Genomic DNA, 25,734 nt, shown 5'->3' with positions numbered 1-25,734 from the left:
CCCGGCCCTACGGAGCATCGGGGGATGCACATGAACAGCGCTCCGCACCTGCTGACCGAGGATCGCGCCGAGTACGAGCGCATCCTCGACGACGCGCTGCGCAACGCCCATGACCGTCCGGACCTCGCTGCCGTGGGGCAGCGTCTGAACAGCGAACAGCTGCGCACGATGGCCCTCAACGCGACGGCACTGATCACCACCGCCGCCGCTGCCGAGTACGAGCACTACACCAAGGTCCGCGAGGAGACGCGCTCTCCCGCGGCCACCGCGTCCATGCAGAACTCCGTGCTGGGTCCCGGTGAGAGTGACGGCTCCGGGAGCGGCGCCGGCTTCGGCGCCGTCATAGCCGTGCTGGCCCCCGTACTCGCGGGGACGGCCGCGCTGATATTCCTGCTGGTCGGCTACATCCTGAAGATGCTCAAGCCCCCGCCCTCCTTCGCGGAGACCCTCGTCTCAGCAGGGTGGTTCTTCGGGGCCCTCACGGCAGCCGCGATCCTGGCCGCCGCAATAGGACTACTGCTCACGGCTCTGCGTAACGGCGCGACCCAGGTAACGGCCGAGGAGACCACGGGCGAACTGCCCGACGAGGTCGCCCGCGCCAAGGAGGCCTGGCGGCACGCCCTGCTGGAGCGCGGTCTCCTGCCCTTCCTGCAGGCGGCGCTGGCGGACCCGAGCGCCGATCCGACCTCCGCGGTCCCGCCGCGCCATGTGAGCCGTATCCCCAAGGTCGGCTACAGCGGCCCGGACTACTCCAGCCCGAGCGAGGGCTCGACGACGGGGCAGCGGCCCACGTTCACGAGCCCGGACTTCACCAGCCCGGACTTCGGTGGCCCCGAGCACCAGCCGGAGTGATCCTCCAGCCACGGCGGGCGCCCTCAAGGACGCTCCGCCAAAGGCGTGGGGCGTCAGCCTTTTTCCGTGTCGCTGGTCAGGGCTTGGGGGTGTTGGCCTCGGTGACGTTGACCGCCGCCCAGGCCTTGTCGACGGTCCGGCATTCGGCGCTGTCGGCCCCGTACATGTCGGCGGCGGCTTGGAGGGTGGCGATTCGGGCCTGGTGGAAGTCCGTGGTCGAGACCATGTACCGGGTCAGGGCCCGGTAGAAGATCTGCAGGGCCCTGGCCCGGCCGATGCCCTTCACCGTGGAGCCGTCGATGGTCGGGGAGTCGTAGTTCACGCCCCTGATGGTCTTCTTCCCGTTTCCCTCCGCCAGCAGGTAGAAGGCGTGGGAGGAGACACCGGAGCCCGGGTGGACGTCACGGTCGCCCACGTCCGTGTCCCAGTAGTCGACGCCGCTCGGCTTGCTCAGCGAGGGCTTGTCGAGGCGGCGAATCCACCCCGGCTCCGGCGCCAGCTTCTCACCGTAGAGGTAGTTCGGGGTGGTGGCCTCGTTGTCCGCGTTGAACTCCACACCGGCGGCGAAGATGTCGGCCAGGGACTCGTTGAGCGATCCGGGCTCCCCATACAGGCCCCTCGCGTCCTCGCTGGTCGGCTGGAGGTTGGCGGTCGCACTGACCACACCGTGGCTGAGCTCATGGGCGGTGGAGTCCAGGGAGACCAGCGGCGTCGTGAATCGCCTGCCGTCGCCGTCGCCGTAGAGGATGCAGCGGCAGGTGTCGCTCCAGCCGGCGTTCCCGACCTTGTTGCCCCAGTGGACGATGGCGCGCGGGCCCTGGCCGTCGTTGTAGATGCCCTTACGGCCGAAGGTGCGGGCGTAGAAGTCGTAGGTTGCGCTGAGGCCGTAGTGGACGTCGACGGCCGCGGTCGCGGGATCGGAGTTCTCCCCGTTGCCCCAGCGATCGTCCTTGTCGGTGAACACCTTCCCGGAGGAGAAGTCCGTGGGGGTCCGTGACCGCGCGTCCCTGGTCTCGAGGTTGCCGCGGCCGGGGTCCTTGAGCGTGAATGTGCCGTCGGCGCGCTTCGTCGTGCCCAGGGGCACCTGCCCCGCGTACAGCGAGCTTCCGGTACCGGCCTTCTCCGCCGCGGCGGCGCCGGGCCGACGGCTGGCAGGGCTGATGCCCTCCGCCAGTGGAGCGCTGCTGAGAACCGTGCCGCCGCGCGCGTCCAGGACGACGCTGTGGCCGCCGGACCGGTCCTGGCGGTCGACGACGTCGACCCGGTGAGCGAGCGGCGCCTTGTCCTTACCGAGGTCGGTGATCAGCTTGCGCTTGCCGACGGAGCCCTTGGCGACAGTGGAAGCCCGGGCCGCCGCCTGACCGGCGGTCAGCCTGGGAGAGAGCGCGGGGGGATCGACCTTGCGGAGCGTGGCCCGGGTCACCCCCCGGTACGCGTTGTGCGCGTCGAGGTGGATCACGAGGTCACCGCCCTTCACGGGGACGCCGTCGAGGACGCGGTCGAAGCGCACATGCCTCTTGCCCTCGGGGTCGATGAGGACGTCCTTGGGTGTCAGGGACTCCGTCTCGCCGACGCCGGTCTCCTTGGCGTGAGCGGTGGCGGCCTTCTGGGCCGCCCTGGCCACCTCGGCGAAGGGGCCCTTGAGCGCCACGGCGGGGATCTCCGCATCGGTGGTCCCGGACCCGGACAGGAACGCCGCCGACGCGGCACCCAGCACGGCTGCCGCGGTGAGCACACCGATCGCGGTGGCCACTGTCCGCCTGCGGGAGTTGGGTAGTGCACGCACTGTATGGTCCGCCCTTTGTGTGAGGGGAATTCAGCGGTGGCGAACTGCGGAAGACGCGGCAACAGGCCAAGCGGTTCCCGCCGCAAGGGAATTCATTTCAGATACCGAGTACCGATTCCTTGATTCCACCACGCAAAGGGAATGCCCGATTTACCTGGAGATGGGGGTGCGCATCGGGACACAGCCACCGCGGCAGCCGTGGCACACGACAAAGCGCCCCTCACGAACCAACCGGGCTGCGAGGGGCGCCGCTACCCGTTTTCAGCTGAGGGCAGCCTCCTTACCAATCCCATACGCGGTCATCCCGGTGGTCCCAACGCGCAAGGGGGTCGACGCTATCGACGCCGAGCGCCTTGACGCCGGCCGCGCGCAGGTCGTCCGAGCCGTTGCCGGATTCCTCCTGCGTGTGCTGTGTCTGTGCGCCGGTGTGGTGCGTCGTGGCCTGGCCTGCGGCGAAGGCAGCGCCGCTGCCCAGGAACGCGAGGGCGGCACCGCCGGCCAGCGCGAGCCGCAGCCGGCTTGAGCTTGCGCCAGGGCGCCGGTGCAAGGCGGGGGTCGACGAGGGCTGATCGTAGTCAGAACTCATGTTGGTATCCCTTCGTTGAGATTTGCGGGCACTTCCAAGGGTTCCGCGGGTCCTATGGAGTTGCTTCAACCTCAACAGACGAGGGACCGGTGTGGAAACCGAAAAACCTCCGACCGAGCACAATCCTTCGGTACAGTTCCGAACCGCTTCGGTCCCGGCAGCAAATACCGCCGGTACGGCTCCGTCAGGCTATCCGGTAACCATTTTGCTTCAACTTCGCGGCGTCGGTCATGGTGCTCCGGCTGGAGAATTGCTGAGGCCGTACACTGTCCGGCTTCTCGGGCAGGCACGACCCCCCGCGCGCAATGCGTCCGAGTGGCGCAAGTCACCGTCGGAATCCCACAACGACAGCAACACATGCCGTACGGGCCAACTCGAAAGGGGTGCCGCCCAGGAGGCGACACCCCTTACTTCGAGGCCCCCTGTGCGACAGGGGAGGCTGAGACGCCGGAAGATCAGTCAGCAATCGGCAGGTACAGCCGGTTGCCCCGGGCCGCGAACTCGGCAGACTTGGCCATCATCCCGGCCCTTGCGTCATCGACGCTGGTCAGCGGCTCATCGGAGCCGAACTGTTCCGCGATGCTTCTACTGATCTTCATGCTGCAGAACTTCGGGCCGCACATCGAGCAGAAATGCGCGGTCTTCGCCGGCTCCGCGGGCAGCGTCTCGTCGTGGAACTCCCGGGCCGTGTCCGGGTCGAGGGCCAGATTGAACTGGTCCTCCCACCGGAACTCGAACCGGGCGTCGGACAGCGCGTCGTCCCATTCCTGGGCACCCGGGTGGCCCTTGGCCAGGTCCGCCGCATGGGCCGCGATCTTGTAGGTGATGACGCCCGTCTTGACGTCGTCACGGTTGGGCAGGCCCAAGTGCTCCTTGGGCGTGACGTAGCAGAGCATCGCGGTGCCCCACCAGGCGATCATCGCCGCCCCGATACCGGAGGTGATGTGGTCGTACGCCGGGGCCACGTCCGTCGTGAGCGGGCCGAGCGTATAGAAGGGTGCCTCCTCGCAGATCTCCTGCTGGAGGTCGATGTTCTCCTTGATCTTGTGCATCGGGACGTGACCGGGACCCTCGATCATCGTCTGCACATTCAAACGCTTGGCGATCGAGTTCAGTTCGCCCAGCGTGCGCAACTCGGCGAACTGCGCCTCGTCGTTGGCGTCCGCGATCGAGCCGGGCCGCAGACCGTCACCGAGGGAGTACGTCACGTCGTACGCGGCGAGGATCTCGCAGAGCTCCTCGAAGTTCTCGTAGAGGAACGACTCCTTGTGGTGTGCCAGGCACCACGCCGCCATGATCGAGCCACCGCGCGAGACGATGCCGGTCTTGCGGTTGGCGGTCAACGGGACGTAGGGCAGCCGTACGCCGGCGTGCACCGTCATGTAGTCGACGCCCTGCTCGGCCTGCTCGATGACCGTGTCCTTGTAGATCTCCCAGGTCAGGTCCTCGGCCTTGCCGTCGACCTTCTCCAGCGCCTGGTAGAGCGGCACGGTACCGATCGGCACGGGGGAATTGCGGAGCACCCACTCGCGGGTGGTGTGGATGTTGCGGCCGGTGGAGAGATCCATGACGGTGTCCGCGCCCCAGCGCGTCGCCCAGGTCATCTTCTCGACCTCCTCCTCGATCGAGGAGGTGACCGCGGAGTTGCCGATGTTGGCGTTGACCTTCACCAGGAATCGCTTACCGATGATCATCGGCTCGATCTCCGGGTGGTTGACGTTGGCCGGCAGCACGGCCCGCCCCGCCGCGATCTCCTCACGCACGACCTCGGGGGAGACGTTCTCGCGGATCGCGACGTACTCCATCTCCGGTGTGATCTCGCCGCGGCGGGCATACGCCAGCTGCGTCACCGCGACTCCGTCCCGGCCCCGGCGGGGCTGGCGCGGACGGCCCGGGAAGACCGCGTCGAGGTTGCGCAGACCACCCCTCGGCGCGGTGTGCTTGATGCCATCGTCCTCGGGTCGGACGGGCCTGCCCGCGTACTCGTCGGTGTCGCCCCGACCGATGATCCAGTTCTCCCGCAGCGGTGACAGGCCCCGGCGGACATCGGTCTCGACGTTCGGGTCGGTGTAGGGACCGGACGTGTCGTACAACGTCACGTCCTTGCCGTTGGTGAGGTGCACCTGGCGGACCGGCACACGGAGGTCGGGGCGCGAACCCTCGACGTATCCCTTGTGCCAGCCGATGGACTTCCCGCTCTCCTCAGTGCTGGAGGCAGGCGTGCGTGCGTCCTGAACGGTCATGAGACCTACTCCCTACGCCGGCATTACCCGGTAACAGGTTCGGCGGTCGGCGCAGCCGCTTCCGTACCGTTCGTACGGATTTCAGCGCCCTCTCAGCCCGGTGCTCCGAGCTCCCGCGTGTGCAAAGGTGCCACCACGCTAGCGTCATTTCTGGCGTGCTGAACAGTGCGCCCCTCTCGTTGTTGCGATGATCTGTCGGTGACCTCACCGCCGACCTCCTCGCCGCCGACGCCCGAGCCCCATGGCCACTCGCACAGCCATGGGCCCGCCGCGCCCGTCTCTCGGCACCTGCGCAAGGTCATCGCCGCGGTGCTGATTCCTTTCGCCACCGCCGTCGTCGTGGGTCTCGTCGTCCTGTGGCCGGGCGGCGCCCCCGGCCATGAGCGCACCGGCGTCGGCTTCGACCGGCAGACTGAGCAGGGCAAGGTCGTACGGGTCGACAAGGTCGACTGCAAGGACGTGAACGCCGCACAGGTCCCGCCGACCGGCGACACCTCCACCACTGAGGGGCGCGAGGCGGTCAACTCCCAGCAGGGCAAGTGCGGGAAGGCGACGGTCGAGGTCACCACCGGCAAGGACAAGGGCCGCACGTTCGTCGAGATCGTCCAGCCTGACGCACCACGGCAGTTGACGGCCGGCCAGGGTGTGGTGGTGGCGTACGCCCCCGACGCGCCCCGCGATCTCCAGTACTCCGTGACCGATGTCGACCGGAAGTTCCCCTTGGTGCTGCTGGCCGGGATCTTCGCGCTCACTGTGGTGGTGGTGGGGCGGATGCGGGGCGTGATGGCGCTGATCGCGCTCGCCGCCTCGTTCGCCGTACTGACCCTGTTCATCCTGCCCGCGATCCTGGAAGGCTCCAATCCGCTGATCGTCGCCGTCGTCGGCGCGAGCGCGATCATGCTGATCGCCCTCTATCTCTGCCACGGGCTCACCGCGCGCACCTCGGTCGCCGTGCTCGGCACACTGATCTCGCTGCTGCTGATCGGGCTGCTCGGCTCCCTCTTCGTCGGCTGGGCGAGTCTGTCCGGCAACACCGACGACAACACCGGCCTGATCCACGGCCTGTATCCGAGCATCGATCTGAGCGGTCTGCTGCTGGCGAGCGTCATCATCGGCTCGCTCGGCGTGCTCGACGATGTGACGGTCACCCAGACCTCGGCGGTCTGGGAACTGCACCAGGCGGATCCCGGCATGGGCCGCAAGTCGCTCTACCGGGCCGGCATCAGGATCGGCCGCGACCACATCGCGTCCGTCGTGAACACCCTCGTCCTGGCATACGCGGGTGCCGCGTTGCCCCTGCTGCTGCTCTTCTCGGTGGCCCAGAGCAGTGTCGGGACGGTGGCCACCAGCGAGCTGGTGGCGGAGGAAATCGTACGGACCTTGATCGGGTCGATCGGGCTGGTCGCCTCGGTGCCGTTGACGACCGCCCTCGCGGCGGTGGTGGTCTCCGCCGACCGGCAGGGGCCGCCGGCCGCGGCCGGCACGACTGCCGCACGGAGCGGCAAGGGCCGACGCCGCAAGAAGTAGGGGAGGGGCCCGGCGCTGAGACGGCGCTCGGCGAGCTCAACCGGCGCTCGGCGACGGCCTGGACGGCGCTCGGGCTCAGCCTGCGTTCTCCTCGGCGAGGATGCGGCCGAGGGCTTCCTCGAGACTGCACTCGAAGTCACCGAGCGTACGCTCCTGGCCGAGCGGCACCAGCTTGTCCGTGCGGTCGAGGAAGGCCACGACGGGCGCCGCGCTCACCCGGAACAGCGCACGGTCCGAGCCGACCTGCAGCCGGATGTGCACATCACCGAGCTCGTCGGGCTGGGTGGGCGCGATGTGCACATCGCCGTCCCCGGTCGGTGCGTTGACGCCGTCCAGCAGCAGCTCCCGCCCGAAAGTCCAGGTCACCGGGGCGTCCCCGGGCAGATGGAAGGTCATCCGCACGGCGAACGGATCCTTCGTCTCGTACCCGAGCTCCACCGGGATCCGGAATGAGAGCTCCTCGGAGACAAGGAAACTCATCAGGACCTCGGCCTGGACCGACTCGCGCATCGTCTACCCCGCAATGGATCAAGCAATGAACAAAGCACTCGGATCAAAACGGCCAGGAATGATCCCTCATGGCCCTCTTGACGCAATGGTCCAGTAAGCACCAGCAGATCACAAGGAGTGATTTTTCAGATACTGATAGAGAACGCGAGGGAGCCGAGCAGCCCGCCCATTCCATTGCGTAGCTGTTCGACTGCGGGAAGCAACCGTTCTTCCTGGTGAAGCGGGAGAGAAATGGCCATCGTGGCCGCTCCGGATCCGGCCGTGATCGGGATGGCGGCACAGACCGTGCCGAGCGCATATTCCTGTCGCTCGACGACCGGTTGCATGCGCTCGATGGAAGAGAGCCGTTGCAGAAGTGAGCGGCGATCACGCACGGAATAGGGAGTGACCGGCTGCACCGGATGGCGGTCGAGATGATCGCGGCGGGCCTGACCGTCGAGCTGGCTCAGCAGACACTGGCCGATCGCATGGGCATGTCCGGTCTCACGGAAGTCGGCCCACTCCTCGACGGCGGGCGCATAGGGGGTGTCCGCGACGGCGACCAGGTCGATCTCCCCCTCGCGGTAGACCGCGAAGTACACCGGGACACCAATCGCGTCCCGCCAGTGGGCGAGCGAGTCCTCGAGCCTGCTGCGACGATTCTGCAAGGCACTGCCCAGCGCCAGTCGCCCGACCGCCTCACCGAGGACGAACACGCCCTTCTCGCGGCGCAGGTAGTCCTCGTGCGTCAGGGTCCGCAGCAGGTGGTACGCGGTGGGAAGGGGAAGGCCCGCCTCACGCGCGAGCTGTTTCGCGGGCGCCCCGTCCCGGTGGGAGCCCACGGCCTCCAGAAGCCTCAGCGCCCGTTGCACCGAACCGATCAGGGTAGGCGCAGCAGCGTTCGTAACCGTGGCCAAAGGTCACCCCCAGGCATGGTGGCGGGCAGCCGCCCGTACGCGGGGGCCGCCCCCGCGCGCCCGCCACGCGGAATTCCCGAGGGGCATATTTCCCAGGGGGCGGCAGCGGATTGTCACTGTAATGGCCGCCCCCGTGCGGTACCGGGGGTTTGTCGGTGCGTTCCCCCAGCCGGGCTAATGCGCGTCCGGTGCGTACTACCAGTCGCTGCGCGAGCTTGAGGAAGACATGAACCTCCGTACGACAAAAACGAGTCCGCCGACGATCGCGACGAACAGGAGGACCTTGAACAGCAGCCAGATGACAAACCCGACAACACTGGCGATCAGCCCGCCGAACACGACAAGGGCGATGACGGGCACCGCGACCCACTTCACCCACCACGGCATCCCGGCGAATATCTCCCGCACGGCCATCGTCCTACCTCGTTTCTCTGAGTTCCTGGCTTCGATGCTAGGCGGGTGAGGGAGGCGTCCGGGGCCCTGCGATCCCTTGAACTCCCCTGACCGGACCCTTAGGGATCGGTGCGGGTTCCGGTCAGCTCTCAGGGGGAGAGAAGACCACCATCACCCGCAGATCCTCCGTGATGTGGTGGAACTTATGAGCCACTCCGGCCGGGACGTAGACCACGCTGCCCCGCCCGACCTGCGTTGTTTCCATGCCCACTGTGATCGCGGCGCGGCCGCTGACGACGAAGTAGACCTCGTCCTGGCGGTGGGGCTGCTGCGGGTCCAGCTCGCCGGCGTTCAGCGCGTACAGCCCGACCGACATGTTCCGCTCACGCAGGAACTGGAGGTACGCACCGTCGTTGGCGGCGCGCTCCGCCTCCAGCTCGTCCAGTCGGAATGCTTTCATCGTCGTCCGCCCCTGCCATTGGTCCGATCACGTCTGCCACGATCAGACACATGAAGAATTTGCTCGTCAAGACGATCGCCAATGCGGCGGCCCTGCTGGTGGCCATCTGGCTCCTTCAGGACATAACCCTGACCGGTGACAGCGCGGGCAGGAAGGCGTGGACGCTGATCCTGGTCGCGCTGCTCTTCGGCCTCGTCAACTTCCTCGTCAAGCCCGTGGTGAAGCTGCTCACGCTGCCGCTCTTCATCCTGACCCTCGGGTTGATCACACTGGTCGTCAATGCGCTGATGCTGCTGCTGACGTCCTGGCTGGCCGACAAGCTCGACCTGAACTTCCATGTCGAGGGCTTCTGGACCGCCGTCATCGGCGGTCTGATCATCTCCGTCGTTTCGTGGGCGATGAATGTCGCCCTGCCGGACAAGGACTGAACGTCGAGTGAGTTCTGCACACCACACGGGTCCCGCGTACCGCGTCTGCTTCGTCTGCACCGGCAACATCTGCCGCTCGCCGATGGCCGAGTCCGTCTTCCGCGCGCGGGTGGCGGACGCCGGGCTCGACGGGTTGGTGGAGGTGGACAGCGCGGGCACCGGGGGCTGGCACGAGGGCGACGGCGCGGACCCGCGCACCGTCGCCGTGCTGGAGGCGAACGGCTATGAGTCCGGGCACCGCGCCCGGCAGTTCCGAGCCGGATGGTTCTCTCGCCTCGATCTGGTCATCGCGCTGGACGATGGGCATGTGCGGGAACTGCGGCGGCTCGCGGCGACCGCCGCGGACGCCGACAAGGTGCGCCTGCTGCGGTCGTACGACCCCGACGCCTCCCCCGACTTCGACGGCCTGGACGTGCCCGATCCGTACTACGGCGGCATGGACGGGTTCGAGGAGTGCCTGAAGATGGTGGAGTCGGCGAGCGAGGGACTGCTCGCTTCGGTACGGACGGCAGTCGAGGAGCGGGCGGCATGAGCGGCGGCACGGGCGAGGGAACGCGGGCGGTACGGGCGGGGCTGCCCGACCCGGTGAAGTACGAGCCGACGCTGCCGGGGCCGGTTTTCGCCGCCCACTTCCATCTGCCGGGCGAGCCCACCGGGCCGTACACCTACGGCCGTGACGAGAACCCGACCTGGACCCATCTGGAGCGGGCGATCGGTGAGCTGGAGGCGCCGGGGGAGTCCGTCGAGACCGTGGTCTTCGCCTCGGGGATGGCTGCGATCTCGGCCGTGTTGTTCTCCATGCTGAGGACGGGCGACGCGGTGGTGCTGCCGAACGACGGCTATCAGGCGCTGCCGCTGCTGCGGGAACGGCTGGAGGCGTACGGCGTCGAGGTCAGGACCGCGCCGACCGGCGGCGACGCACAGCTGGCATTGCTGGAGGGGGCGAGGCTGCTGTGGATGGAGACGCCGTCCAACCCGGGCCTCGATGTGTGCGACGTGCGTCGGCTGGCCGAGGCGGCGCACGCGGCCGGCGTGCTGGTCGCGGTCGACAACACCTTGGCGACGCCGCTCGGACAGCGCCCGCTCGACCTGGGCGCCGATTTCTCGGTCGCCAGTGACACCAAGGGCATGACGGGCCACGGAGACATTCTGCTCGGCCATGTGACCTGCCGCGATGCGGAGTTGGCCGCAGGAGTGCGGCGCTGGCGCAAGGTGGTCGGGGCGATTCCGGGCCCGATGGAGGCATGGCTCGCACACCGCTCGCTGGCGACGCTCCAGCTGCGACTGGAGCGGCAGTGCGCGAATGCGCTGGCGCTCGCCCACGCGCTGGGCGCACGCGGCGAGGTGACCGGGCTGCGCTATCCAGGGCTGCCCTCGGATCCCTCGCACACGATCGCCTCCCAGCAGATGCGTCGTTTCGGCTGTGTGATCTCCTTCGTGCTGCCCGATCGCGGGCATGCCGAGCGCTTCCTCGGCGCACTCCAGCTGGTGGACGATGCGACAAGCTTCGGCGGGGTGCGCTCCACGGCGGAGCGCCGCGGGCGCTGGGGCGGCGACGCCGTTCCGGAGGGCTTCATCCGCTTCTCGGCCGGGGCCGAGGACGCGGACGACCTGGTGGCGGATGTGGTGCGGGCCCTGGACGAGGCGGCGCGGTAGTTCTGCGGACCTGGGGGCGTACGCCGGAGTACGACGGCGTGCGCACCGGCACTACGCAAAACGAGCGGCCCGAGCCTCCCCCCTCATGGCTCGGACCGCCCCGGTTCGTCCCTCGAAAGAACCGCGCGAACAAGGCTAGTTGACTCTGCGTCAGTGTCCAATCACAGTAGCGACAGCGACCTATCGACTTATTTATAGTTGTCCGGTCCGTGGGCACACGTGGGTCAGAAGTCGGTCGGGAGGGGCATCGCATGGATCTGGCCCTGCTGCGCACATTCGTCACGGTGCACCGGGCCGGCTCCTTCACCCGCGCCGCCGCGCTGCTGGGGCTCTCGCAGCCTGCCGTAACCGGCCAGATCCGTACGCTGGAGCGGCAGTTGGGGCGTCCGCTCTTCCTGCGCCAGGCCCGCGGTGTGACCCCCACGACCATCGGCGACGAACTGGCACACCGGGCCGCGCCTCATCTGGACGCCCTGGTGGAGATCACCGAGGCCGGTCTCGACGAGGAAACGGGCGTACGGACCCTGCATCTCGCCGGCCCCCCGGAATTCGTGGCGCTGCGCGCCCTGCCCGCGCTGACCCCGCTGATCTCCCAGGGCCTGGCGCTGCGGGCCTCGTTCGGCAACGCCGAGGAGACGCTGGAGGGCCTCGCCGCCGGCCACCACGATCTGGCCATCACCACCGCACGGCCGCGGGGCGGACTGCTCACGGCAACTCCGCTCTGCGACGAGGAACACGTCCTGATCGCGTCACCGCGCTGGGCGGCCCGGCTCGGCCCCGGTGAGCTGCGCGGTGGGCATGTGGTGCTGGAGCAGCTTCCCGTGGTCGAGGTCCATGAGTCGCTGCCCCTGGTCTCGCGCTACTGGGCCGCCGTCTTCGACTCCCGGCCCGCCGCCGCCGGCGCCGTCATCGCCCCGGACCTGCGCGCCGTCCTGGAGACCGCGGCCTCGGGCGCGGGCCTTGCCGTCCTGCCGCGCTATCTGTGCGAGGAGGACCTCCGCAGCGGGCGCGTGGTGGCCCTGCTCGACCCTCCGGTGCCCCCGCTGCGGACCTACTTCCTCGTCGTCCGCACCGGCACACTCGCCCTCCCGCACATCGCGCGGGCGCACGAGTGGCTGCTGCGCGCCGCCGTCGACTGGTGATCGCACAGCGGACAGGAGTTTCAGAACGTTCCCGGCGGGCCATTTTCTAGCCATGACCGAACGGCCCGTGGTCAAGCGCACCGCACGCGCCATCCTGCTCGACGGCAACGACCTCGTCCTCATCAAGCGGACCAAACCCGGCGTGGACCCCTACTGGCTCACACCCGGTGGCGGGGTCGAGCCCGAGGACGCCACCGTGGTCGACGCTCTCCACCGCGAAGTGGACGAAGAGCTCGGCGCCAAGATCACTGATGTTGTGCCCTGCTTCGTCGACACCGTCGAGCACATCGCGGACGGCGGTGTCACGGGGGTGAAGGTGCAGCACTTCTTCGTCTGCAGACTGGAGTCGATGGACCCCGCACGGCGGCACGGCCCCGAGATCGACGAGCCCTGCGGGGAGTACGAGATCGTTCGCGTGCCGTTCAGCCGGGTCGGGATCGCCGCCGTCCATCTCGTTCCGCTGTCGCTGCGGCACTACCTGGACGGAAATATCGAGGGAGTACGCGCAATGCACGCCCCCGACCTGGGCTGATCCAAAAGAAGGGTCACCGTCGCCTGCCCTTCGGGTCAGGCCTAGTCCCCCGCTGCCACCAGCTCATCGAGGGAGTCGTGCCGGATCCGTTCGAACGGGATGCCGATGCCACGCAGCGCGTCGACGCCGCTGCGGATCATCCCGGGCGGCCCGGAGAGATAGGCGTCGTACTCGTACCACGGGCCGAACTCCCGCACGGCGTTCGGGAACTCCGCCCGGTCGTCCACGACCGGCCGGACCGACAGCCAAGGGTGCGACTGCTGGAGCCGCAGCATGGTGTCGATGTCATACAGGTCGTAGTCGGTGCGCGCTCCGTAGAAGACCTCCACCGGGCGCCGCTCACCGTGCTCGGCGACATCCTCGACCAGCGCCTTGATGGGGGCGATCCCGGTGCCGCCGCCCAGACAGAGCAGGCCGTTGTCCGTGGAGTGGTCGACGGTCATCGAACCGGCGGGCGGCCCCAGGCGCAGCACATCGCCGGGGCGGGCGTGATGCACCAGGGCGTTGGAGACCCAGCCCGCCGGGACCGCCTTGACGTGGAAGGAGAGCAGACCGTCTGCCCGGGGCGCGCCGGCGAAGGAGTAGTGCCGCCAGATACGCGGCCACCAAGGCGTCTCCAGGCTCGTGTACTGCCCGGCCAGAAAGGGGTACGGCTGGTCGGGGCGGACGGTGATGATGGCGATGTCCGGCGTCCTCAGGTCGTGCGAGACCACCTCACCGTGCCACCAGGGGGGCGCGTGCCGCTCGTTCTCGGCCGCCGCGTCGATCATGATCTGGGAGATCGTGGTGTACGTGCGTACCCAGGCGGCCTCGGACTCCTCGTCCCAGGTCGCCCTGGCGTACCGGGCCAGCGCGCTGATCAGTGCCTCGCCGACAGCGGGGTAGTGCGCGGGCTGCGTTCCGTACTTGCGGTGGCCGCGGCCCAAATGCTGGAGGTAGTCGGTGAGCACGGCCGCGTTGTCCATGTGCTCGGCGGCGGTGAGCAGAGCCTTGAGAAGCCGGTCCCGCTGGGCGTCCATGGCCGCGGGGAAAAGCGCCCTCAGCTCGGGGTGGCGGACGAAGAGCAGGGCGTAGAAGTACGAGGTGACCTTGTCGGCGACGGGCCCGATCTCCGCCATGGTGCGCCGGATCAGGATGGCGTCGGGGGAGGCTTCGGCGGCGGACGCGGCGGCGGGCTTCGGTTGGGGTATCTGGTGGCCGACCGAACGTTCCTGTGGGGATGCGGACGAGGCAGAGGCTTCCGGCGGTGGTGCGACAGGCACATGCGGGCGTTGCGCGGCCTCGTAGCCGGACTCTGTGGACCCATAGCCGGACCCTGTGGACCCGTAGCGGGGCTGTGGGGCCTCATAGCGGGGCGCCGTGGCCTCCTGGGGGCGGTCCGCGGCCATGTGGCGGCGGGGCGCCATGTGGAGCCGTGCCGCCGTCTCGCGGGGCCACGGCGCCTCGCTCGGTTGCGGGACTCCTCCCGGATACGGCAGCGGGGAGGGCGAGGGGCTTTCGTCGGTTCCCTCCTCCGAGGGGTGCACCGCTGGGGCCGCGGGCCCGTGTTCGGCCGGAAGGTCGTCCCTGGGGACAAAGTCGTCGCAAGCATCGCCGTCAGAGAGAGCGTCGTCGAGAAGAGGGCCGACAGGGATCTCGTCCGGCAGGGGCGCGGCCGTGGACCGAGGGGGCGGCCCGTCTCTCACGGGCGGAGGGGCGGAGCGGGATACGCCGGAGCCCACGGGGCGTATGGAGGCAACAGGGCGTCTCGGGGTGGCTATTCGTTCCTGCCCTGGTTGCCCGGGAGAAGCCTCCTCCCTGGGATCGGTCCGGCCCGGGGCCGGCGGTTTCCTGGGGGTGAACCATCCGCCCCCGCCACTCTCACCCGAAGTGCCGTCGTCGCCCGAAGTGCCATTGTCGGAAGACGTGGTGGTCGGAGCGTCCATTGTCTGCCTCGCCTCGAACATCTTTCGGTCGGTCCACGCGCTTCCGCCTGGCTCGGAACGTGCCTCAATTCCCCGCTCGTTCAGGACTACTGGCAGCCCACACTAACGATGGCGCCGCATACAGAATCGGGACGACTGGTCCTCAAATGTGACATTGCCCGCAGCGCCCGTCGTCGCAGCATGCCAGGTAGTGCCGCTTCAGGGGACAAAGAGCGGAAAGTCCGGGCATCCAAAGCCGTCTCTTCGTTACACTTTCGTACCCCTGTGCCCAGATTCCGGGCTTCCCAGATGATGGGGTCGGGCCCCTGAACTCAGGGCAATCTCCACGGCCGCCGCCGACCAGCGTATGAGCGTGCCATCGAGATCGAAGATATGCAGCCTTGGCGTTCTCTCCATGTACGCCGAGGTTAGTACGCCGGGTTACTCCCGCCGCCAGACGCGGCACGGCTCCCTTCCCGGCACCGTGTTTCACGTGAAACCACTCAAGCGTCCCGCTCGCCGGTCCCTCCTTGTCGTCCATGTCGCCGCATCCGCCGGCTGGCTCGGGCTCACCCTCGGACTGCTCGCTCTGTCCCTGACCGCGGCCACCACCAAATCGGCGCCCATGGCTGAAGCCGCCTGCCGGTCGATGAAGGTCTTCACCGACTATCTGGTCATTCCCCTCGCGCTGCTCACACTGGTCAGCGGCCTTGTCCTGTCACTCGGCACCCCGTGGGGTCTCGCCAGGCACCGCTGGGTCTATACAAAGTTCTGGCTGACGCTCATCACTCTCACCGCGTCGATCTTCGCGCTGCGCCCGGGGGTGAACAGCGCCGCCGAGACCCTCTCCTCAGGCGGGACACTGGCGGCCCCGCTGGACCTGGTCATGGGGCCGATCGTCTCCTTCACGACCTATCTCTTCATGACGGCGATCTCGGTTTTGAAGCCTTGGGGTCTCACGCGTCGAGGCCGGCGATTGCGCGTCTTGGCCAGTTCCCGGAAAGTGCTGGACGAGCGATCTCTGCGTCCGACAGCCTGACCCTTATGTCGACGCCCCTCTCCGAGCTGCCCATCCGCCGTCTGACCAAGGACGATCTCGTTTCCTGCTCCAACCTCTCCGAGGACCGGGGCTGGCCACGCGAGGAACACAAATGGGGCCTGCTGCTCACAGCGGGCACGGGGTACGGAATCGACGACCCCGCAGGCAAGGGGCTGGTGACCGCATGCGTGGTGACCCCTTACGGCTCCGGCCTCGCCGCGATCGGGATGATGCTCGTCGCCGAGCGGTTCTCACGGCAGGGCATCGGGCGGCGGCTGATGAAGCATGTACTCGAGGAAGCTGGGGACACCCCGCTCACCCTTCACGCGACGCCGTACGGACAGCCCCTCTACAAGGAGCTCGGCTTCGCCGACATCGGTCGTGCGGAGATGGTCCGCGGCTGTCTGCGAGCCCCGGAGGCAGACACGTCGACGACGGTGACAACCCGCCCTGCCACCGCGGAGGATCTGCAGGCCGTTCTACGTCTGGACGCCGAGGCCTTCGGCCTGGACCGCACCCATATGATCACCCGTCTGCCCGCATTCGCCGATCACTTCCGGGTCGCCGAGGAGGACGGCGTCCTCACGGGGTACGCCGCGGCGTGGCCGAACATGGAGACCCATGTCGTCGGCCCTCTGATCGCCCGGGACACAGAAACGGCGAAGGCCCTGATCAGCTCCCTGTCCGCAGAGACGGACCGTCCGCTGCGTACGGACATCGACGTCCGGCACGAGGAACTGATCGCCTGGGTGAAGGAGCACGGTCTGGAGACGATCGCCTTCAACGCAGTAATGACCCACGGCATCCCCGACCTCCCGGGCGACTGGACCCGCCGCTTCGCACCACTGTCGGTGGCTGTGGGCTAGCGTCACCCCGAGCGGCGAATAATTGCAAGCGCGGGCTATTGCATTCGTTGCCTATCCTGAGATGAGTCGCTCCGGTACGGAGGAGAAGACAGATGACCGCGACCGACCCCGCACTCTCCCAGAGCTGGTGCGCGCTTTCCCTGCTCCACGGGAAGATCGAGGCACACATCGAGCGCGCTCTGGAGAACACCCACGGCCTGAGCATGCGTGAGTACTCCCTCCTCGACGCCCTCAGCCGCCAGCACAGCGGCCCCGGCGGTCACCTTCAGATGAAGCAGGTGGCCGACGCGGTTGTCCTCAGCCAGAGCGCCACCACCCGTCTGGTCACTCGCCTCGAGGACCGCGGCCTGCTCACCCGCTACCTCTGCGACACCGATCGCCGGGGCATCTACACCGATGTCACCGAGGCCGGCCAGGCCCTGCTCGCCGAAGCCCGCCCCACCAATGACACCGCCCTGCGCAAAGCCCTGGACGAGGCAGCCAAGAACCCCGAACTCGCTCCCCTGGTCAGGGCAGTCGAAGAATTGCGGGTCCCCGCGTAGTCTGCCGATCATGAGCGATCTGGAGATACGCCGTGCGGTACGCGAAGACATCCCAGCGATCGTGGCGATGCTCGCCGACGACCAGCTCGGCGCCCAGCGCGAGTCCCCGGACGATCTCTCCCCGTACTTCGCCGCCTTCGAGCGACTGAGTCTGGACTCCAACCAGACCCAGGCCGTCGCGGTCCGCGAGGACCGGGTCGTCGGAACCCTTCAGCTGACGATCATCCCGGGTCTCTCCCGGCGCGGCTCGACCCGCTCGATCATCGAAGGCGTGCGCATCCACGCCGACGAGCGCGGTGGTGGTCTGGGCACCCGGCTCATCGAATGGGCGGTCGACGAGTCGCGCCGCCAGAACTGCAGCCTGGTACAGCTGACGTCCGATGTCACCCGCACCGATGCCCGCCGGTTCTACGAGCGGCTCGGCTTCGAGGCATCCCATGTGGGCTTCAAACTCCAGCTCTGACACACCGACCGAGGGAGTCCCCCATGGACCGGATCAGTGACGAGCAGCGACGTATCCGGCTCGGCCGCCGCCATCTGCTGGCCCCGTCCGTACGGGTGGACTCCCCGGTTACCGTCGCCGATGCCGTCGTCGCGCTGCACGCCACGGACGCCGCGACAGTCTTTCTCTCCGCGTGCGCACGCCTCAAGAATCCGAGCGTGCAGGTTGTCGAGCAGTCTCTGTACGACCGCGTGGAGCTGGTCCGGCTCCTCTCCATGCGTCGCACACTCTTCGCCGTCTCCGCCGAACTCGCCCCCTGTGTCGATGCGTCCACCGCTCGCGCCATCGCGGTCAAAGAGCGCAGGACTCTCGTCAGTCATCTGGTCGAGGACGGAAACGGTCTGGACGAGAAGTGGCTGGCGGACGCCGAGGATTCAGTCCTCGCCGCCCTCGCCACGCGTGGCGCCGCGACCGGCAGTCAGCTCTCTGCCGATGTACCGGCACTGAAGACGAAGATCACTGTTTTTCCGGGCAAGAAGTACGAGACGGTTCAGGGCGTCGCCACACGGGTTCTCCGTGTGCTCGCCGCCGACTGCCGTATCCGGCGGGACCGGCCCCGCGGTTCCTGGACCTCAAGTCAGTTCCGCTGGACGGCGAGCGACCCCTGGCCGCCACTGTCGGCCGCCGAGGCGCGAGCCGAACTGGCCCGCCGGTGGCTGCTCTCGTACGGGCCGGCCACCGAAGCCGACCTCAAGTGGTGGACGGGCTGGACTCTCGGCGATGTGCGCACGGCGCTCTCCGCCATGGGGGCGGAGAGTGTCGAGCTCGACACGAGCACCGGCTATGTGGCTCCCGGCGACCGGGCGCCCCAACAACCCCTGGAGCCCTGGGCGGCACTTCTCCCCGCACTCGACCCCAGCGCCATGGCCTGGACCGACCGAGGCTTCCATCTCGACGCGAACCACAGCACGGCCCTTTTCGACCGTTCCGGCAACATCGGCCCCACGGTGTGGTGGAACGGGCAGATCATCGGAGGTTGGGCTCAGCGGGCGGACGGAGAGATTGTCTGGCGTCTGCTGTCAGATCCTGGCCGTGAGGCAACCGCCATGATCGCGGCGGAAGCCTCACGACTGTCGGACTGGGTGGGCGAGGCGCGGATCACCCCGCGCTTCCGTACGCCACTGGAGCGAGAGCTGGCGGCCTGAAGGCCTCCGGGTCAGCCCCATGCCTGTTTCACGTGAAACATGACGGCCGCTTCGCGCCATCGGACTGCTTCACACCATCGCGCCGCCTCACGCACTCGGGGAGCCTCACGCCTTCAGCCCTCGCCAGCCTTCCTCGTCCACACCGCCCGGAACGGCCGCGCCCCGCTCGTACGGCTCACGCGTGAACACGAACGACCCCAGGTCGAGATGGCTCACCGAGCCGTCCTCCCGCCGCACCACATGCAGCGTCTCCCCCGCGTAATAGCCGTCGAGGCCGGTCCACGTCCCGTCGGGCTCCGCGACAAAGCGCGAGCCCCGCCCGGTGCCCCCGAGCGGCTCCAGCACCACCCCGTTGTCGACGACTAGGCGCAGGGCAAAGGAGTACGTCCCCCAGTACCAAGGCCCGGTCAGTTCCAGCAGTGCCGGCTCAACCTCCGGCAGTGGCCGCCAGGGCTCGGGGAAGCGGGGTTCGGCCTCGGCGACGATCCGTACGAGATCGGCCGCGACGGACGCGGTGAGCGGACCCGAGGTGGCATTGGCGAGCGCGACGGCCGCGACGCCGTCCTCCACGCTCACCCAAAGTCCCGCGACAAATCCGGGCAGCGAGCCGCCGTGCCCGACGAGAGTGCGGCCGTCTCTCCGTACGATCTGCATTCCCAGGCCGTACACACTGTCCCAGTCCCCGCTCTCCGGTGGCACCGACGGCGTGCGCATCTCCCGCACAGACGCCTGACCCAGCACCCGCTCGTCACCGTCGGCAAGGAACCCCGCGAAGCGGCAGAGGTCGGCGGTCGTGGACCAGAGCTGGCCCGCCGGGGCCATGAGCCCGAGGTCCTCGCAGGGTTCGGGGAGCATCACATCGGCCCAGGGATGCACGGCCCAGCCGCCGGCATGGGGAGCCTGGGGCTGCGCGCTTGTGCGGCTCATTCCGAGCGGTTCGAGGATCTCTCGCCGCAGTACATCCTCCCAGGGCTCCCCGCGCACCGCCTCGATCAATGAACCAAGCAGCGTGTAGCCAGGGTTGGAGTAATGGTGGCGTCGGCCGACGGGGTGCATCCGCGGCTGGTCGCCGAGCACGTCGGCAAGTTCAGGACGCAACGATCCCGGCGTTCGCTCCCACCAGGGCGCTGGGGTCTCGGCGCTCAAACCGGCGCTGTGGCCGAGGAGTTGAGCGATGGTCACATCCCCGACGCCGGTGCCGGGAAGGTGCTCTTCCAGGGCGTCATTCAGATCGAGGAGATTCTCGTCCCGCAGCCTCAGGACGAGGACAGCCGTGAATGTCTTGGTGATCGAGCCAATACGGTACTGCGTATCAGCGTCCGGCCCGTGCCCGTCGACCGAGGTGCGTGAGCCCGACCAGACCAGCTGACCCTCGCGTTGCACAGCGGCGACGAACGACGGTGCGCGGCCGTCGGACTGGGCGACGGCAATGCGATGAAGGAGGGCCCGTCGTGTGGCGGGAAGGAGATCGTCAACGGGTGAGTTCATGAGGCAGGTCTATCGGCGCCGCCCCACCGCAGTCGAGCGTATTACGTGGCATTTCGCCGCACGCGGAGAGAGCCCGGGGCTTACCGAGGCCGCTCTGCCCGAATTTGACCTTGAAGGCACGCCGGCATGGGGTGTCGGCCGAGTCGATCAACCGGTGGCGCAACCGGTTCGTCGACGCCGGCAAGGCGGCGATGGAAGACGGGATGCCGGAAAGGCCGGCAGCCGCGAAGCTTGGTCCTAGCGGCGGCAGCGCGCGGAGATCCAGGAGCTAAGCCGGCGTTGGCAGAGGCGACGGTGCAGTTGCGGATCTGGCAGAAGGGCTCGGACGTCGGGGATCAGCAGCAGGGCGGCGAGGACGGGGCCAGGGTTCGCGCATGGATTACTTGGGGCGGTGTGAGCCGGACCGTCCAAGACGGCCAGAACATCGTGGGGATCTAGCAGACAATCAGGTCTGCGCCATGTCCACGAAGCGCGAGTAGTGGCCCTGGAAGGCGACCGTGATCGTCGCCGTCGGACCGTTTCGGTGCTTGGCCACGATCAGGTCCGCCTCGCCGGCCCGCGGCGACTCCTTCTCGTACGCGTCCTCACGGTGCAGCAGGATGACCATGTCCGCGTCCTGCTCGATAGACCCTGACTCACGCAGGTCGGAGACCATCGGCTTCTTGTCCGTGCGCTGCTCGGGACCACGGTTCAGCTGCGACAGCGCGATCACCGGAAGCTCCAGCTCCTTGGCCAGCAGCTTGAGGTTTCGGGACATGTCCGAGACCTCCTGCTGACGGCTCTCGGCACGCTTCGAACCACCCGACTGCATCAGCTGCAGATAGTCGATGACGACCAGCTTCAGATTGTTGCGCTGCTTCAGGCGACGGCACTTCGCTCGGATCTCCATCATCGAAAGGTTCGGCGAGTCGTCGATGTAGAGCGGTGCTTGCGACACATCGGGCATCCGGCGAGCGAGCCGGGTCCAGTCCTCGTCCGTCATCGTGCCGGAACGCATATGGTGCAGCGCCACCCGCGCCTCGGCGGACAGCAGACGCATCGCGATCTCATTGCGGCCCATTTCGAGGGAGAAGATGACGCTGGGGAGGTTGTTCTTGATCGAACAAGCCCGCGCGAAGTCCAGCGCCAAGGTCGACTTACCCATCGCGGGACGTGCCGCGATGACGATCATCTGTCCGGGGTGCAGACCGTTGGTGAGCGAGTCGAAGTCGGTGAATCCGGTCGGCACACCGGTCATCTCGCCGCTGCGCGAGCCGATCGCCTCGATCTCGTCGAGCGCGCCCTCCATGATGTCGCCGAGCGGCAGATAGTCCTCGCTGGTGCGCTGCTCAGTGACAGCGTAGATCTCGGCCTGGGCGGAGTTGACGATCTCGTCGACATCGCCGTCCGCGGCATATCCCATCTGCGTGATCTTCGTGCCGGCCTCCACAAGCCTGCGCAGCACGGCCCGCTCATGAACGATCTCCGCGTAGTACGAGGCGTTGGCTGCGGTGGGGACCGACTGGACCAGGGTATGGAGGTACGGCGCACCGCCGACGCGGGTGATCTCGCCCCGCTTGACCAACTCGGCAGCGACGGTGATCGGGTCGGCGGGCTCGCCCTTGGCATAGAGGTCGAGGATCGCCGTATAGACGGTCTCGTGAGCGGGCCGGTAGAAGTCCTGGCCCTTGATGATCTCCACGACGTCGGCGATGGCGTCCTTGGAGAGCAGCATGCCGCCGAGCACGGACTGCTCGGCGTCCAGGTCCTGAGGAGGCACCCGTTCGAAGCCGGGGGAGCCGCCGTCCCAGCCGCCGCCTTCCCTGCCGCGCTCATGCTGGTCCTCGCGACCTCCGCGGCCATCACCGCGGCGCTGGCGGGAAACGGGCAGACGGTCACCGGGGCCACTGTCGGCTGCCCACGGGTCGTCCAACGGCTCGGAAATGCTCAACCGGGCCACCTCCTCCCGTCCGCTCCGCGGACCTCGCCGTGCCACTCTTTCTTACGGCACGACACTGACAAAACGAATTGCCAGACTCCGCTTCCGGCGCGTCGGGCGACGGTCCACGGTAGGCCCGGCGGCACCGTCAGCCAATCTGGTTATCCACAGGCCATGTGGACGAAGGGCCAGATGCTGTGGAGAACCCTCCGGAACCTGTGCACGGACCGGGGGACAGCACTGTGGACAAGTTCATATCCACCCCAACACAGACGCCCTGACCTGGCCTTTTTCCGTCCACTGGCTGTGGGGGAGAAAAACTTTCCCGACTGGACCAAGATCAGAACAAACGGTCCACAGACAGAGCTTCACTCCATGGTCAAGTAAGGACTGCAGATCAGTTGCATCTCTTACCTGTGGAAGATTAAATTGCCGCCATGACACAGGCTCCAACAACACCGAAGGCGCTCCGGCAACGCCACGACCGCGAGATCGTGGCGCTTGCCCTTCCTGCCTTCGGTGCGCTCGTCGCGGAGCCGCTCTTCGTGATGGTCGACAGCGCCATCGTCGGCCATCTCGGCACCCCGCAACTCGCCGGGCTGGGGGCCGCGGCAGCCCTGTTGATGACCGCCGTGAGCGTCTTCGTATTCCTCGCCTACGCCACAACGGCCGCCGTCGCCCGGCGCGTCGGCGCGGGTGATCTCGCCGCAGCGATCCGCCAGGGCATGGATGGCATCTGGCTTGCGCTGCTCCTCGGCGTCGCCGTTGTCGCCGTCACCCTGCCCACAGCCCCTTGGCTCGTGCAGATCTTCGGCGCGTCCGATACCGCCGCCCCCTACGCCGCCACCTACCTCAGGATCTCCAGCCTCGGTATTCCGGCGATGCTCATCGTCCTTGCCGCTACGGGGGTTCTGCGTGGCCTCCAGGACACGCGGACACCGCTGTATGTGGCCATCGGAGGCTTCGCCGCCAATGCAGCACTCAACGCCGGACTCGTCTATGGGGCCGGCCTCGGTATCGCCGGTTCCGCCTGGGGCACCGTCATTGCCCAGGTCGCGATGGCCGCCGCGTATCTGATCGTCGTCGTACGGGGAGCCAAACGGCACCACGCATCCCTTCGCCCGGATGCCGAAGGCATACGGGCCAGCGCCCAGGCGGGCGCCCCGCTCCTCGTCCGTACGCTCTCACTGCGAGCCGTCCTGATGATCGCCACCGCCGTGGCAGCACGCCTCGGCGACACCGATATCGCTGCGCATCAGATCGTCCTCGCCCTGTGGAGCCTGCTGGCCTTCGCCCTCGATGCGATCGCCATTGCCGGACAGGCGATCATCGGGCGCTACCTGGGTGCGAGTGACGCAGACGGTGCGCGGCAGGCATGCCGTCGCATGGTGCAGTGGGGCATTGCCTCCGGTGTAGTGCTGGGAAGCCTGGTCGTGGCCTCCCGGTCCCTCTTCATCCCGCTCTTCACCAGCGATCCTGCCGTCCATGACACCCTGCTCCCGGCTCTGCTCGTGGTGGCTCTCAGCGAGCCGATCGCAGGAGTGGTCTTCGTGCTCGATGGCGTGCTGATGGGAGCAGGGGACGGCCGCTATCTGGCCGGGGCCATGCTGGTCACGCTGGCGGTGTTCGCCCCTGTGGCCCTGCTCATCCCTGTACTCGGCGGCGGTCTGACGGCCCTGTGGTGGGCGATGGCGCTGATGATGACGGTCCGCATGCTGACGCTCTGGCTGCGCGCACGCTCCGGCCGCTGGGTTGTCACCGGCGCGACCCGCTGACCTCACCGAGCGCTCCGACTCGCTGAGCCGCTGAGCCGCCCCGACTGAGCCCTCGCGGAACGCCACGACCGGCCGACACCAGCCACGCCGTTTCACGTGAAACAGCGAAAGGGCCGCACCCAATGGATGCGACCCTCTCTGATGCTCTACAGAGCACGCAGTGCTTAGGCGGCGACGACCTCGACGCCCAGCTTCGCGGCAACCTCGGGGTGCAGACGCACGGACACCTGGTGCGAGCCCAGGGTCTTGATCGGCGAACCGAGCTCAACGCGGCGCTTGTCCACGTCCGGGCCGCCAGCCGTCTTGATCGCCGAAGCGATGTCGGCCGGGGTGACGGAGCCGAAGAGGCGGCCGGCGTCGCCGGAGCGAACAGCCAGACGGACCTTCACGGCCTCGAGCCGGGCCTTGATCTCATTGGCCTGCTCGATCGTCGCGATCTCGTGGATCTTGCGGGCGCGGCGGATCTGCGCCACGTCCTTCTCGCCACCCTTGGTCCAGCGGATCGCGAAACCACGCGGGACCAGGTAGTTGCGAGCGTATCCGTCCTTGACGTCGACGACATCGCCGGCGGCACCGAGGCCAGAGACCTCGTGGGTGAGGATGATCTTCATTATTCGGTCACCCTTCCCTTATCGCGCGGTGGACGTGTAGGGCAGCAGCGCCATCTCACGGCTGTTCTTCACGGCCGTGGCGACGTCACGCTGGTGCTGCGTGCAGTTGCCGGTAACGCGACGGGCACGGATCTTGCCGCGGTCGGAAATGAACTTCCGCAGCATGTTCGTGTCCTTGTAGTCCACGTACACGGTCTTGTCCTTGCAGAATGCGCAGACCTTCTTCTTCGGCTTGCGCACAGGCGGCTTCGCCATGGTGTATCTCCTGTGTGATCAAGAAGTGGGGTACGAGCTGCCCTTAGAAGGGAGGCTCGTCCGAGTAGCCGCCGCCGGAACCGCCGGAACCGCCGGAGCTTCCGCCCCAGCCGCCCCCACCGCTCTGCTGCTGGCCGCCGCCGGCCGGCGCGCTGGTCGCCCACGGGTCTTCGGCGGGTGCACCGCCGCCGCCCTGCTGGCCACCACCACTGGGGGCTCCGCCCCAGTTGCCGCCGCCCTGCTGACCGCCGCCATAGCCACCCTGGCCACCGCGGCCGGTGGTCTTGGTGACCTTGGCCGTGGCGTTCTTGAGGCTGGGGCCGACTTCCTCGACGTCCAGCTCGTAGACCGTGCGCTTGACGCCCTCGCGGTCCTCGTAGGACCGCTGCTTGAGCCGGCCCTGCACGACGACACGCATGCCGCGCTGGAGCGACTCGGCGACGTTCTCCGCCGCCTGACGCCAGACCGAGCAGGTGAGGAAGAGGCTCTCGCCGTCCTTCCACTCATTGGTCTGACGGTCGAAGGTGCGGGGAGTGGACGCGACGCGGAACTTCGCGACCGCCGCACCGGACGGGGTGAAGCGCAGCTCGGGGTCGTCGACGAGATTGCCGACGACCGTGATGACGGTCTCGCCTGCCATGGATGAACCTCTCGGCGGGGATTGCTTCTGGCTGCTTG

General features: G+C 68.0%; 27 protein-coding genes and 1 riboswitch. Of the genes, 14 read left to right on the top strand and 13 right to left on the bottom strand.

What is annotated here, in order from left to right:
* Positions 1-24: 24 nt before the first annotated feature.
* A complete protein-coding gene (locus OG293_RS17760) occupies positions 25-852 on the top strand; it encodes a hypothetical protein (RefSeq protein ID WP_405999769.1) in 828 nt (275 codons plus the stop codon).
* A 76-nt stretch (positions 853-928) separates the two neighbouring features.
* Here the strand turns inward: OG293_RS17760 and OG293_RS17755 are convergent, their stop codons facing one another.
* From OG293_RS17755 to thiC, 3 genes are all read right to left on the bottom strand, one after another.
* Complete coding sequence (locus OG293_RS17755) at positions 929-2,638, bottom strand: M4 family metallopeptidase (protein ID WP_405999768.1); 1,710 nt, start codon at positions 2,636-2,638, stop codon at positions 929-931.
* A gap of 280 nt (positions 2,639-2,918) precedes the next feature.
* Complete coding sequence (locus tag OG293_RS17750; RefSeq protein ID WP_405999767.1) at positions 2,919-3,224, bottom strand: hypothetical protein; 306 nt, start codon at positions 3,222-3,224, stop codon at positions 2,919-2,921.
* Positions 3,225-3,679: 455 nt separating this feature from the next.
* A complete protein-coding gene (gene thiC / locus OG293_RS17745) occupies positions 3,680-5,467 on the bottom strand; it encodes a phosphomethylpyrimidine synthase ThiC (protein WP_405999766.1) in 1,788 nt (595 codons plus the stop codon).
* Positions 5,460-5,594, bottom strand: a riboswitch (TPP riboswitch). It overlaps the preceding gene by 8 nt.
* A 71-nt stretch (positions 5,595-5,665) precedes the next feature.
* On the opposite strand from thiC, the gene OG293_RS17740 reads away from it, so the two are divergent.
* Positions 5,666-6,994, top strand: coding sequence for a YibE/F family protein (locus OG293_RS17740; protein ID WP_405999765.1), 1,329 nt, complete (start codon positions 5,666-5,668; stop codon positions 6,992-6,994).
* A gap of 75 nt (positions 6,995-7,069) precedes the next feature.
* Here the strand turns inward: OG293_RS17740 and OG293_RS17735 are convergent, their stop codons facing one another.
* The 4 genes from OG293_RS17735 to OG293_RS17720 all read right to left on the bottom strand — a co-directional run bounded on the left by OG293_RS17735 (position 7,070) and on the right by OG293_RS17720 (position 9,253).
* Positions 7,070-7,504: an SsgA family sporulation/cell division regulator gene (locus OG293_RS17735; RefSeq protein WP_405999764.1), complete on the bottom strand. Its 435-nt coding sequence runs from the start codon at positions 7,502-7,504 to the stop codon at positions 7,070-7,072.
* A gap of 125 nt (positions 7,505-7,629) precedes the next feature.
* Positions 7,630-8,355, bottom strand: a complete 726-nt coding sequence (locus tag OG293_RS17730; protein WP_405999763.1) for an IclR family transcriptional regulator — start codon at positions 8,353-8,355, stop codon at positions 7,630-7,632.
* A 240-nt stretch (positions 8,356-8,595) separates the two neighbouring features.
* The gene (locus OG293_RS17725) at positions 8,596-8,808 is read right to left on the bottom strand and encodes a DUF5326 family protein (RefSeq protein WP_406003628.1); all 213 of its coding nucleotides are present in this window, start codon (positions 8,806-8,808) and stop codon (positions 8,596-8,598) included.
* A 127-nt stretch (positions 8,809-8,935) separates the two neighbouring features.
* Positions 8,936-9,253, bottom strand: a complete 318-nt coding sequence (locus tag OG293_RS17720; protein ID WP_405999762.1) for a cupin domain-containing protein — start codon at positions 9,251-9,253, stop codon at positions 8,936-8,938.
* 50 nt (positions 9,254-9,303) lie between these two features.
* Between OG293_RS17720 and OG293_RS17715 the strand changes: the two genes are divergently transcribed.
* From OG293_RS17715 to OG293_RS17695, 5 genes are all read left to right on the top strand, one after another.
* Entirely contained in the window at positions 9,304-9,681 is a 378-nt protein-coding gene (locus OG293_RS17715) for a phage holin family protein (protein WP_405999761.1), read from the top strand.
* 82 nt (positions 9,682-9,763) lie between these two features.
* On the top strand, positions 9,764-10,213 hold the full coding sequence (locus tag OG293_RS17710) for a low molecular weight protein-tyrosine-phosphatase (RefSeq protein ID WP_406003627.1): 450 nt from the start codon (positions 9,764-9,766) through the stop codon (positions 10,211-10,213).
* Positions 10,210-11,337 carry a cystathionine gamma-lyase gene (locus OG293_RS17705; RefSeq protein ID WP_405999760.1) on the top strand — a complete coding sequence of 376 codons (1,128 nt, stop codon included), beginning with the start codon at positions 10,210-10,212 and terminating at the stop codon, positions 11,335-11,337. Before OG293_RS17710 ends, OG293_RS17705 begins: the two co-directional genes overlap by 4 nt.
* Positions 11,338-11,588: 251 nt before the next feature.
* Complete coding sequence (locus OG293_RS17700) at positions 11,589-12,479, top strand: LysR family transcriptional regulator (RefSeq protein WP_405999759.1); 891 nt, start codon at positions 11,589-11,591, stop codon at positions 12,477-12,479.
* Between the two features lie 52 nt (positions 12,480-12,531).
* Positions 12,532-13,011, top strand: a complete 480-nt coding sequence (locus tag OG293_RS17695) for an NUDIX domain-containing protein (protein WP_405999758.1) — start codon at positions 12,532-12,534, stop codon at positions 13,009-13,011.
* Between the two features lie 41 nt (positions 13,012-13,052).
* Here the strand turns inward: OG293_RS17695 and OG293_RS17690 are convergent, their stop codons facing one another.
* Positions 13,053-14,399, bottom strand: coding sequence for a globin domain-containing protein (locus tag OG293_RS17690; protein WP_405999757.1), 1,347 nt, complete (start codon positions 14,397-14,399; stop codon positions 13,053-13,055).
* 1,009 nt (positions 14,400-15,408) lie between these two features.
* Between OG293_RS17690 and OG293_RS17685 the strand changes: the two genes are divergently transcribed.
* From OG293_RS17685 to OG293_RS17665, 5 genes are all read left to right on the top strand, one after another.
* On the top strand, positions 15,409-15,954 hold the full coding sequence (locus tag OG293_RS17685; protein ID WP_405999756.1) for a DUF2269 domain-containing protein: 546 nt from the start codon (positions 15,409-15,411) through the stop codon (positions 15,952-15,954).
* A 5-nt stretch (positions 15,955-15,959) separates the two neighbouring features.
* Complete coding sequence (locus tag OG293_RS17680) at positions 15,960-16,820, top strand: GNAT family N-acetyltransferase (protein ID WP_405999755.1); 861 nt, start codon at positions 15,960-15,962, stop codon at positions 16,818-16,820.
* A 92-nt stretch (positions 16,821-16,912) separates the two neighbouring features.
* Complete coding sequence (locus OG293_RS17675; RefSeq protein WP_405999754.1) at positions 16,913-17,362, top strand: MarR family winged helix-turn-helix transcriptional regulator; 450 nt, start codon at positions 16,913-16,915, stop codon at positions 17,360-17,362.
* Between the two features lie 10 nt (positions 17,363-17,372).
* Positions 17,373-17,825: a GNAT family N-acetyltransferase gene (locus OG293_RS17670; RefSeq protein WP_405999753.1), complete on the top strand. Its 453-nt coding sequence runs from the start codon at positions 17,373-17,375 to the stop codon at positions 17,823-17,825.
* Between the two features lie 23 nt (positions 17,826-17,848).
* Positions 17,849-19,009 (top strand): winged helix DNA-binding domain-containing protein, encoded by a 1,161-nt coding sequence (locus OG293_RS17665; protein ID WP_405999752.1) that lies wholly within the window; start codon positions 17,849-17,851, stop codon positions 19,007-19,009.
* A gap of 105 nt (positions 19,010-19,114) precedes the next feature.
* On the opposite strand, the gene OG293_RS17660 is transcribed toward OG293_RS17665, so the two are convergent.
* Complete coding sequence (locus OG293_RS17660) at positions 19,115-20,497, bottom strand: serine hydrolase domain-containing protein (RefSeq protein ID WP_405999751.1); 1,383 nt, start codon at positions 20,495-20,497, stop codon at positions 19,115-19,117.
* A gap of 279 nt (positions 20,498-20,776) precedes the next feature.
* Here OG293_RS17660 and OG293_RS17655 point away from each other — a divergent pair, with 279 nt between their 5' ends.
* Positions 20,777-20,935, top strand: coding sequence for a hypothetical protein (locus OG293_RS17655; RefSeq protein WP_405999750.1), 159 nt, complete (start codon positions 20,777-20,779; stop codon positions 20,933-20,935).
* A 7-nt stretch (positions 20,936-20,942) separates the two neighbouring features.
* On the opposite strand, the gene dnaB is transcribed toward OG293_RS17655, so the two are convergent.
* Complete coding sequence (gene dnaB / locus OG293_RS17650; protein ID WP_406003626.1) at positions 20,943-22,409, bottom strand: replicative DNA helicase; 1,467 nt, start codon at positions 22,407-22,409, stop codon at positions 20,943-20,945.
* A gap of 443 nt (positions 22,410-22,852) precedes the next feature.
* On the opposite strand from dnaB, the gene OG293_RS17645 reads away from it, so the two are divergent.
* A complete protein-coding gene (locus tag OG293_RS17645) occupies positions 22,853-24,190 on the top strand; it encodes an MATE family efflux transporter (RefSeq protein ID WP_405999749.1) in 1,338 nt (445 codons plus the stop codon).
* Between the two features lie 164 nt (positions 24,191-24,354).
* On the opposite strand, the gene rplI is transcribed toward OG293_RS17645, so the two are convergent.
* From rplI to OG293_RS17630, 3 genes are read right to left on the bottom strand one after another with little or no spacing between them, the layout of a single operon-like run.
* On the bottom strand, positions 24,355-24,801 hold the full coding sequence (gene rplI, locus OG293_RS17640) for a 50S ribosomal protein L9 (protein ID WP_142214744.1): 447 nt from the start codon (positions 24,799-24,801) through the stop codon (positions 24,355-24,357).
* A gap of 18 nt (positions 24,802-24,819) precedes the next feature.
* On the bottom strand, positions 24,820-25,056 hold the full coding sequence (gene rpsR / locus OG293_RS17635; protein WP_003956534.1) for a 30S ribosomal protein S18: 237 nt from the start codon (positions 25,054-25,056) through the stop codon (positions 24,820-24,822).
* A gap of 43 nt (positions 25,057-25,099) precedes the next feature.
* Positions 25,100-25,696, bottom strand: a complete 597-nt coding sequence (locus tag OG293_RS17630; protein ID WP_405999748.1) for a single-stranded DNA-binding protein — start codon at positions 25,694-25,696, stop codon at positions 25,100-25,102.
* Positions 25,697-25,734: the final 38 nt, after the last annotated feature.

Source organism: Streptomyces sp. NBC_00829 (assembly GCF_045161795.1).
Classification (GTDB): domain Bacteria; phylum Actinomycetota; class Actinomycetes; order Streptomycetales; family Streptomycetaceae; genus Streptomyces.
Note: the sequence above shows the minus strand (reverse complement) of the source record. Positions and strands in the feature narration are given on the sequence as shown.